Raw genomic sequence first — 9,653 nt, 5'->3', positions numbered from 1 at the left:
GGCAACCGCACCCGCCACGTACGGACATCGCAGGGAGAACCTACATGTACAAGAACATCCGCCGATCCGCGTACCACCTGGCCGAGGAGGGCACCCCCTGGACCGAGGACTTCCACGCACTCCCTTTCCCCGAACACTGGCACGCCGGACTCCTCGAACTGCACAACCACGGGCGGGACGAGGAGAAGCGGCAGCCGACGCTGCCCACCCGCCGACTCGACGGTGTGCTCCAGACCCTCGCCCCCGACGTGATCGTCCGCCCCCGGCCGCGGATCCCCGTGGAACCGGGGCCGCGGGCCACCGAGGACTTCTGGATGTATGTACCGGCCTCGGCGCCCGACCCCCTCCCGGGCCGTTCCATGCAGCAACTCCTCGACGCCTGGCTGCGTACCCTCGGTCCCAAGGACTCCGCACAGGATCCCCGATTCCGCTCGCTGTTGCTCGCGAGCAGCACCGAGCTGAAGCAGAACCTGCCCAAGTGGCAGCCGGTCAGCGGCGTCGAACTGCTCACCACCCCGACCACCCGGGGCGGCACTGCCGCCCCGGAACCGCGCCAGTTCCAACTCGCCACCGACGCCCTGGCACGCCGCATCCTGACCCTCGACCCCTTCCCGTTCGAGGGCGGGGAGCTGCGGTTCCGGGCACTGCCCCGCGGGCCTCGCGACCAAGGCGCGGAACTCATGTCGCAGCCCCTGTGCCGGACCGTCAAACGCAAGGAGTGGTGGTTCTCCGTCCTTCTGAACATCTCCCTGCACACCACGCCGTTCGACCCTAGGCCGCGCCTCCACCTGCACTGGGGTGTACGCCGCTGGGCGACCCACCCTCGGACCACCACCAAACACCTCAACCTGCCCTACCGAGAGGCCACTACCGTCTACCTGCGGCCCACCATCCCCTGGCTGCCCGGCGCACCGGCCACCGAGCGCTACGCGCTGGCACGCCTGCGCCGCGACCGGGCCGCCGACACCTTCGTATGGTCGGAGAACGACACCGCCGGCATCCTGCGCGGACTCAGCCTCGCTGGCAACTTCCCCGACCCCGAACAGCTACTCACCGAACCGGTCTCCTGGATCGGCGAGGGCCGCGGCGTCCGCGCAGCCGTGGTCCACAGCACCAGGATGGGCAAGCACGAGATCGGCAGCGGCTTCATGCCCAACCAGCGGGCACAGCTCACCGAATGGGCCGAGCAGGCCCTTCCTGAAACACTGGCCCGGGTACCCGACCTCACGCGCGGACGCGGCAAGGGCATCGGCGCGCCGGAGAACCGGCGGCCCAAGCCCAGGACCGACGAGGCCAAGAAGGCCGAGCTGCTCCGCGAGACCCAGGCACGGCGCGTGGCACTCGCGGCGCAGGCCCGGATCGCCTCCCCCGGCGCGGAGCAGGCCGGCCCGCCCGTGGTGGAGGCCCGGCTGCTGTGGCAGTCGCCCGAGGTACGCGGCGAGGCGGTGGAACAGTTCGCCAAGGCCTTGGGCCTCGACGGCGACGGCGGCGCCAGTGCCGCCCACGTCACGGACCGGGACTTCGACGAGGCCACACCCGGAGCACCGGTCGTCCTGGAGTGGCGGACGGCGGAGGTCACACTCCGGCTGCGCTGCCTGCCCCTCGCCGACGGACTGGGCGACCGACTCGTGCCCGACCCGGCGGTCAAGGGCAAAGGCGCGGCGCTCGCGACTGCAGTCGCCGAACGGCGCCGTGCCCTGCGCGCCTGGCTCCGCGCGGACGGCGCGGAACCCTCCCGCCCCGAACTCGCCCTCGTGGAAGTCGCGCACCGCAGTACATTCCGCCCGGCGTCGACGGACCCCAAGTTCGCCATCCGCCTCGGGTGTGCCGACGCAGGCCTGCTGACTCAGTTCGTCGTCACCCCGTCCACCGATCGGCAGATCGACAATGCGGAAAGCCTCGACCACCGCACGTACAGCTCGTGGCTCGACGGACTGCGCCAGCTCGGTGTCCGCGTCCTGCCCCAGCACACTCTCGGTGAGGATCTTCCGGACTCACTGCAATACGCGGCAGTGTGGATGGTGAAACGTCGCAAGGACGGCCCGACCCGGTTGCCCAAGCACCTGCCTGTGGCCGTCCTCGTCACCCCGCTCCCGGCAGGGGAAGGCCTTGCAGCCGTACGCGGCTGGGATGACACCGCGGGGGAATGGGTGCCCTACCCGCAGTTCCTCCTCGGTCTGGTGAAACAGGCGGAGATCGGCCCCGAAACGTTCACGGAACCCGAGACTTCAGACGATGACACACGTGCCGATGCCCCTCGGATCACCGGCAAGCAGTGGCGCAGTAACCTCGCCCAACAGCGCAGGGAGACTGCGGCATTCCTCCAACGCGTGCTGCACTCCCTCCGCGGGCAACCCACCGCACTGATCACCCATGCTCAGAACAGCCGACTGCACTGGCCATGGCTCCAAGACGGCCAGACCGAACGTGACCTGATCAAGCCCGGCCACGCCCCGGCAGGCCGACTGGACGACGAACTCCGCCTCGTACGCGTGCGCGGGTGCGGCGGTCGCGAGAGCGCCCAGTGGTGGGGCCTGGCCGACCCGGGCAAGCCTCATGGGCAGCCAGCCGGCTTCTGGGCACAGAATCCCCAACAGCGTTACGGGGAAAGGGCTTCGTCGCGAGAGCGGGTCTTCTACAGCACCACCGAACGTCCCGGAACCCATGCGATCTCCCCCGCACTCGACCGCCTTGCCACCCGGGTCAACGCGGCAGGCAACCTCACCTCGCAGGCGGGCACCAGCGCCTGGAACCCGACGCTGGTGGAGATCGCGGTACTGGGCTGCCACGAGGACGACGATTCCGCGGCCCCCGTACTGGAAAAGTCCGACGACCCCGAGGCGCTGGCCCTTGCCATGCACCAGCTCCGCCAGGCCCCGGATTACGCCGCCGCTCTGTCTCTCCCCCTCCCCCTCCACCTCGCGGGGCTGGCCCAGGCATACGTCCTCCCGACACTCGCCGACGGCGACCGGACTTTGAACGAGGAGTCGGACACATCTGCCGGAGACCAGATCGGGGAGGACCCAGACCTCGCCGACGCGGCCGGACTATCCACGACGCCGGACGACGAGGCCGAGACGGCCCACGGCTGACTAGGGGCTCACCAGTTCGTCTCGCCGGCGAAATACTTGGCCGCCCTGCGCAGGACGCCCCGCTCGGTGGCCAGCTTCCGCTCGTTAGCCTCGAGCTCGGCCACACGGGCCTCCAGCTACCGGATCCGCTCGGCCGGATCGGCGGACACGGCCGACTGTCCTGCCAGGGCCGCCGCCTTCCCACCCGACCTGGGGACGGTGGAGACGACGCCGCGGCATTCGCAGGCCCGCAGCACCCACTAACGCAGCGTCGCCCTGTTGATGCCGAGGGCCGCGGCAATGTCCTTGTACGTCGCTCCGAGCGTGAACTTGTACGGGGCCACTACATCGGCCCTGAACTCGTCCGAGTAGTCCTTCATCACCATCGGCGGTGTTCTCGCTTCCTCCGGATCAAGAAGATCCAGTATCAGCGTGTCCCCCATCAGGGCGAAGACCGAGCCGCGGAAGCTTTCACTGTCGCACAGGCTGCTCGATCACGAACACAACTGTGCAATGGTGGGCGGCGATCGCCGATGTGCGATTGCTGGCGCGAGAAGTGAAGGTAGACAACCTCGCGTGGCGCTACAACGAGCGAGCCATTTCAGACTGGGCAATATCAATATCGAATCGTTGACCGTCGGAGTCTGCCTCGCCCACTCCTCTCCATTCCCACACTGGTGATGGTGGCGTCATAGCCGCCAACGACTGCTTGTTCGATGGCTCGACCAGATCGAGGCGTGGCTCCAGATGGGCTCGGGCCCATACGGAACGCTGACGCCTGGCAGCGCTGTACCAACGCCGACAACGCAGCGTAACGGGAAACGGCCAGGGCGTCAGCGTTGACCTGCCAGGCACCGTGCCGTGCTGCGCGAGGTGCAGCCATCAAGTCCAGGTGCGGGTACTCACCGGAAGTCGCAGGTCAGGTCACGAATTCCGCATTGGTGATCGCATGGTGGTCGCAGTCGGCCATCCAGACGTGGAATCTGTAGCCTCGCGGGCTGATCGAGAAATCAGGACCGCAGGAGGCAAGCGAAAATGCGCAGTTCGGGGCGGCGGCGGGGCCGGGTCTACCGTCGGTGCGGATGCCGTGACGCGGCTCGGCGTCAGCTCGGCGCCGGATGCCCGCACCTGGTCGAGGAGGGGCACGGCACGTGGACCTTCGCCGTGGACATTCCCTCGCTCGGCGGTCGCAGGCGCACGGTACGGCGCGGCGGTTTCGAGGACGGCTTCGCCGCCGAGAGCGCGCTGCGACGCTTCCTCGAGGGCCGCCAGCTGGGTTTCGACGCCGACCCGCACGAGACGGTGGCCGCCTACCTGACCAAGTGGCTGAAGTCGATGGAGTTCCTGCTCAAGCCCACCACGTACGCCCGCTACCGCACCTATGTGCTCTGCGAGTTGATCCCCGTGTTCGGCAAGCTGCGCCTGGAGGAACTCGCCCACGACCACATCGCCGCCTACGCGCACGAGCAGCTCGAATCCGGCCGCGGCCGCCAGGCCGTCTACCACTGCCTGGCCACGCTCTCCAGCGCCCTGGGCACCGCCGTCCGCACCCACCGGCTCCCCTTCAACGCGGCTCAGCCCCTGCCCATGCGCCGGCCCCGCGCCGACGAGCGCGTGCCCTGGAGCGCGGAGCAGGCCGTTGACTTCCTCGCCCGCTGCCGCAACGTCGACCCTGCCTTCGCCGACCTCTTCGAGACCATCATCGGAACCGGGCTACGGCTGGGCGAGGCACTCGGGCTTCAACGTCCCTGCGTCCGGATCGACGACCGCGTCATGTACATCCGCCACACCCTCTCCGCGATCGACAACCACGAACTCGTCCTGACCGCACCAAAGACGAAGAAGAGCCGCAACTGGGTACCCCTGTCGGAGCGCGTCGCCGCAGCCCTCCAGCGAGCCATGGACCGGAGCACCGCCACCATCAACGGCCACGTCTTCCAGGGCGCGGACGGCAAGCCCCTCCACCCGGCCGCGGTCCGTCGGCGCTTCCACGAACTGCGCAAGCAGGCCGGACTCCCCCACGTCACCATCCACGACCTGCGACACCTCGCCGCCACCCTCGCCCTGGAAGGTAACGTCCCCATGGCCGTCATCTCCAAGACCCTGCGGCACTCCACCCTCTCCACCACCGCGAACATCTACAGCACCTGACCTGGGACGTCGCGATGGCCGCAGTTCACACCATCGAAGCCAGACTCTGCCTCATCGAAGCCCGCACGCGCGGCCTTGATCCCTTCGACCTCAGCGGCCCGGCAGCGAACCCGCTCTTCAGTCACGCCGCCTGACGGCGCTACAGCCACGTCCCAGGCCAGGGACGCACAGAACACCGGTCATCCGGTCCACAGCTGACGCCCCACTCGAGCAACCACTCACAGACGGATGCCGCGGGTCTCACAGGCATGCCTGCCAGCAGGAAAACCAACCTCGCTCCGACACCAAACCGCGTCCGAACGACCTGCCAGCCCCGCGCGGCTCGCCAATGAGAGACAGGCCGACCGCCCTGAGACACTCCCAAATGCAGGCAGTACCTTCCGAGGACGACGTGAACGATCGTTCACGACCACACTGCGACCACCAACCACGAAGGCCGTCTCCACCATCCAGTGGAAACGGCCTCTGACCTGCAGTGATGCAAGTCGGGACGACAGGATTTGAACCTGCGACCCCTTGACCCCCAGTCAAGTGCGCTACCAAGCTGCGCCACGTCCCGTGGTCGTCTGCCGGGTGGCCCTGGCGGGCTCCTGGCTTTCTGACCTTGCCCCCGATCTCTCGGCGACGTGGAAAACAATACAGCACGTCGGGGGGTGCTCGCTGCCAGGTTTCGGGGGTGTGGCGGGTGGGCGGGGCCGGGGGCGGTCAGGGGGTGGGGTGGCGGGCGTCGTAGCGGAGGAAGGCGGGGCGGCGGACGGCGAGGTAGAGGACGGCGGCGACGCAGGCGAGGCCGCCGGTGAGGATGGAGACGGTGGGGCTGGTGAGGGCCGCGACGGTGCCGGATTCGAAGTCGCCGAGGCGGGGGCCGCCGGCGACGACGACGATGAAGACGCCCTGGAGGCGTCCGCGCATCTCGTCGGGGGCGGCGACCTGCATCATCGTGTTGCGGAAGATCATCGAGACGGTGTCGGCGCAGCCCGCCGCGGCGAGCAGGAGCAGGCCGAGCGGGAGGTTGTGGACGACGCCGAAGGCGGCGATGGCGAGGCCCCAGGCGGCGACGGAGGTGAGGACGGCGACGCCGTGGCGGTGGATGCGGCCGATCCAGCCGGAGAAGAGGCCGCCGGCGAGGGCGCCGACGGCGGGGGCGGCGGCGAGCAGGCCGACGGTGCCGGCGTCGCCGCCGTAGAAGGGGAGGACGATCGCGGGGAAGAGGGCGCGCGGGAGGCCGAAGATCATGGCGGCGAGGTCGGCGGCGAAGGAGGTCCGCAGGTTGGGCTGGCCGTGCAGGAAGCGCAGGCCGTCGAGGACGGTGGCCCGCTTGCCGGTGGTGGTCTGCGGACGCATCGCGGGCAGGCGCCACATCGCGTAGAGGGTGGCGGCGAAGGCGGCGGTGTCGATCAGGTAGGCGCTCTGCGCACCGTACGCGGCGACGGCGACGCCGCCGAGGAGCGGGCCGACGGTCTGGCCGAGGTTCATGCCGATGGTGTTGAGCGCGTTGGCGGCGGGCAGCTGCTCGCGCGGGACGAGGCGCGGGATCATCGAGGAACGGGCGGGCGAGCTGACCGCGAAGAAGCCGCCCTGGAGGGCGACGGCGACGTAGAGCAGGGCGACCGAGCCGAGGTCGAGCAGGGCCTGGGCGGCGAGCAGGGCGGAGACGGCGGCGAGGCCGCCGGAGCCGATCAGGCCGAGGCGGCGGCGGTCGACGCGGTCGGCGATGGCGCCGCCGTAGAGGCCGAAGACGACCAGCGGCACCAGCGAGCAGATGCCGACCACTCCGGTGAGGAAGGTGGAGCCGGTGAGGGCGAAGACCTGGATGCCGACCGCGAGGGCGGTCATCTGCTGGCCGATCGAGGAGACGGTCTGCCCGAACCAGAGCCGCCGGTAGTCGGGGCTCTCCCGCAGCGGGGTGAGGTCGGCGAAGGCGCCGCGGGTGAGGCGGCGCAGCCCGGTCGGGGCGGGTCGGGACGGCGGGGACGGGCGGGAGGGTGTTTCGGTGGGCACCCCGCCATGCTCGTTCAGCCGTTCGACGCCCGTGCGGGCGGGGTGCGGGTGGACATCCCCCGGCAACACTCCGCACCGACGCCCGGCCCCGCCCCGACGCCCCGCCGCCGCTCCACGGGCGACACCCCGCGGGCGGCAGGCGGCACCCCGGCGGCTCAGGCCCGCAGCAGGGTGCGGGTGAGGAGCGCGGCGAGCCGCTCGTCGAGGGGTTCGCGGGTGGCGAGCAGCCGGTACCACAGGAGGCCGAAGGCGAGGTCGACGGCGGTGGCGGGGGTGAGCTGGGGGGCGAGGGCGTCGGCGGCGTGGGCGCGGGCGAGCAGGGTGCCGAGCGCTTCGCGGCGGGGGTTCAGCAGGGTGTCGCGGAAGCGCTCGCCGAAGGCGGGGTCGATCTGGGCCTCGGCCATCAGGGCGCGCAGGGCGTCGCCGGTGGTCGGGGTGGCGGCGGCGAAGGTGGCGGCGAGGAAGGCGTGCAGGTCGGCGGCGTGGTCGCCGGTGTCGGGCAGGGGTATGTGCTGGCGGGCGTGCACGGTGACGGCTTCGAGCAGGACGTCGGCCTTGCCGGGCCACCACCGGTAGACGGTCTGCTTGCCGGCGCCGGCCCGGGCGGCGATGCCCTCGACGGTGAGGCGGGCGTACCCGGCCTCACCGAGCAGCTCGTACGCGGCGGCGAGGATCGCGCGGCGGCTCTCCTCACTGCGCCGGCGCCCCGGTCGCGCGGGAGTTGGCGTCTCGCCGGCCGACTCGGCCGGTCCTCGGTTCGCTTGCTCGATCACGGCGACCACGCTACCTTAATTCGAGACGAGACGTTGCGGTTCGAAATTGTGTTCCGCCGACTCGCCGGATCGACGAACGCACACCGATGGACCGCTTGGAGAGAAGCACACATGAGCAAGCGCACTGCACTGGTCGTCGGCGGCACTTCCGGCATCGGACTGGCCACCGCCCGCCAACTGCGCGCCCAGGGTGCCGTGGTGCACGTGGCGGGCCGCAGCAAGGAGCGCCTGGAGGCGCTCGCGGTGAGCGACCCGGAGCTGATCGGGCACCGGGCGGACGGCGGTGACCGCGAGCAGATCACCGAAGTCCTGGACACCATCGGCACCTTGGACTGGCTGGTGGTCGCACTGAGCGGCGCCGAGGGCGCGGGGCCGTTCGCCGAGCTCGACCTCGGCGTCCTGCGCGGCGCCTTCGATGCCAAGTTCTGGGGGCAGTTGACCACGGTGCAGGCCGCGCTGCCGCACCTGTCCGAGGACGGATCGGTCACCCTGGTCACCGCGATCTCGGCACGCACCGGCATGCCGGGCACCGCCGGGCTGGCCGCGGTGAACGGGGCCCTGGAGGCGATGATCCGACCGCTGGCCGTGGAGCTGGCCCCGCGCCGGATCAACGCCGTCTCCCCCGGGCTGGTCGACACCCCGTGGTGGAGCGGCCTGCCGCAGGACGCCCGGGAGGCCTACTTCGCCCAGACCGCCGCCCAGTTGCCGACCCGCCGGATCGCCTCCGCAGAGGACGTCGCCGAGGCGGTCGTGCTCGCCGCGACCAACCGCAACCTCACCGGCACCGTCCTGGAGACCGACGGCGGCCTGCGCCTCACCACCATCAACTGAGGCCCTTCCCGGACGAGTTGACCGATCCAGTCACGTTCAGCGAGCCGCCGAAGCCGTGGTCTGCGCGTAGCCGATGACGTGGCCGCCCATCGTGAACGCGGTGACGGTCGGCGGCGTGGCGGCGGGCAGCGCCAGGCTCGGCGTGTCCAGGGCGTAGACGGTGATCCGGTAGCGGTGGGTACGGTCGCCGACCGGCGGGCACGGGCCCAAGTAGCCTTGCGCGCCAGCGGCGTTGGCGCCGACCACCGTACCGGTCGCCGGGGCCTGCGGCAGGCCGGTGGCGGTGGCGGGCACGTCCCACACCAGCCAGTGCCAGAAGCCGGAGCCGGTCGGCGCGTCCGGGTCGAACATGGTGACGGCGAAGCTCTTCACCCCGGCCGGGGCGCCGTGCCACTCCAGCCGCAACGGCTGGTTGCCGCCGTCGCAGCCGAACGAGTTCGCCCAGTTCGCTTCCGGGAAGCGGCCGTTGACCAGATCGGGGCTGGTCACGGTGAACTGCTCCACCCCGTTCGGGATCCCGGCCCGGACCGAGACCCTCCCGAAGTCCCGCGCCTCGCCACGGACTCGGGCACTCGAATCGCCGACTCCCAGCAGGGTCAAGGCAGTTGCGGCGGACAGCAGGACAGCCGCAGCGCGCAACGGCCGCGACCGCAGCACAGCGGAGGAAGGGGAAGAGGAAGGGGAAGCGGCGGTGGTGCGGGCGGAACGTGACATGGCGCGGATCTCCCAGCCGGTCGTCGGATCTGGCGTGCATCGGGCGCACTCTGGCGTGCGTCTGGTGCGTTCTGGTGTGCGAGACCAACCCTCGCCCGCCGCCCGCGCCCCG

Annotated in this window: 7 protein-coding genes and 1 tRNA gene; 3 read left to right on the top strand and 5 right to left on the bottom strand. The window is 70.7% G+C overall.

Features of this window, described 5'->3' with window-relative positions; genetic code table 11:
* Window positions 1–44 precede the first annotated feature (44 nt).
* The gene (locus ACFY00_RS28235) at window positions 45–3,092 is read left to right on the top strand and encodes a pPIWI_RE module domain-containing protein (RefSeq protein WP_388034393.1); all 3,048 of its coding nucleotides are present in this window, start codon (window positions 45–47) and stop codon (window positions 3,090–3,092) included.
* Window positions 3,093–3,331: 239 nt separating this feature from the next.
* Here the strand turns inward: ACFY00_RS28235 and ACFY00_RS28230 are convergent, their stop codons facing one another.
* Window positions 3,332–3,514, bottom strand: coding sequence for a hypothetical protein (locus ACFY00_RS28230; protein WP_388034391.1), 183 nt, complete (start codon window positions 3,512–3,514; stop codon window positions 3,332–3,334).
* Window positions 3,515–4,235: 721 nt separating this feature from the next.
* On the opposite strand from ACFY00_RS28230, the gene ACFY00_RS28225 reads away from it, so the two are divergent.
* Entirely contained in the window at window positions 4,236–5,222 is a 987-nt protein-coding gene (locus tag ACFY00_RS28225) for a tyrosine-type recombinase/integrase (protein ID WP_388034389.1), read from the top strand.
* 485 nt (window positions 5,223–5,707) lie between these two features.
* Here ACFY00_RS28225 and ACFY00_RS28220 read toward each other — a convergent pair.
* The 3 genes from ACFY00_RS28220 to ACFY00_RS28210 all read right to left on the bottom strand — a co-directional run bounded on the left by ACFY00_RS28220 (window position 5,708) and on the right by ACFY00_RS28210 (window position 7,996).
* A tRNA-Pro gene (locus ACFY00_RS28220) sits at window positions 5,708–5,781 on the bottom strand.
* A 146-nt stretch (window positions 5,782–5,927) separates the two neighbouring features.
* Window positions 5,928–7,223 carry an MFS transporter gene (locus ACFY00_RS28215; protein ID WP_388034387.1) on the bottom strand — a complete coding sequence of 432 codons (1,296 nt, stop codon included), beginning with the start codon at window positions 7,221–7,223 and terminating at the stop codon, window positions 5,928–5,930.
* Window positions 7,224–7,378: 155 nt separating this feature from the next.
* The gene (locus tag ACFY00_RS28210; RefSeq protein ID WP_388034385.1) at window positions 7,379–7,996 is read right to left on the bottom strand and encodes a TetR/AcrR family transcriptional regulator; all 618 of its coding nucleotides are present in this window, start codon (window positions 7,994–7,996) and stop codon (window positions 7,379–7,381) included.
* 111 nt (window positions 7,997–8,107) lie between these two features.
* Here ACFY00_RS28210 and ACFY00_RS28205 point away from each other — a divergent pair, with 111 nt between their 5' ends.
* Entirely contained in the window at window positions 8,108–8,827 is a 720-nt protein-coding gene (locus tag ACFY00_RS28205; RefSeq protein ID WP_388034384.1) for an SDR family oxidoreductase, read from the top strand.
* Window positions 8,828–8,863: 36 nt separating this feature from the next.
* On the opposite strand, the gene ACFY00_RS28200 is transcribed toward ACFY00_RS28205, so the two are convergent.
* Window positions 8,864–9,316: a YbhB/YbcL family Raf kinase inhibitor-like protein gene (locus ACFY00_RS28200; RefSeq protein ID WP_388034383.1), complete on the bottom strand. Its 453-nt coding sequence runs from the start codon at window positions 9,314–9,316 to the stop codon at window positions 8,864–8,866.
* Window positions 9,317–9,653: the final 337 nt, after the last annotated feature.

Origin of the sequence: Kitasatospora sp. NPDC001540 (assembly GCF_042894345.1) — a bacterium.
Classification (GTDB): Bacteria; Actinomycetota; Actinomycetes; order Streptomycetales; family Streptomycetaceae; genus Kitasatospora; species Kitasatospora phosalacinea_C.
This window is presented reverse-complemented; position numbering and strand designations above follow the sequence as displayed.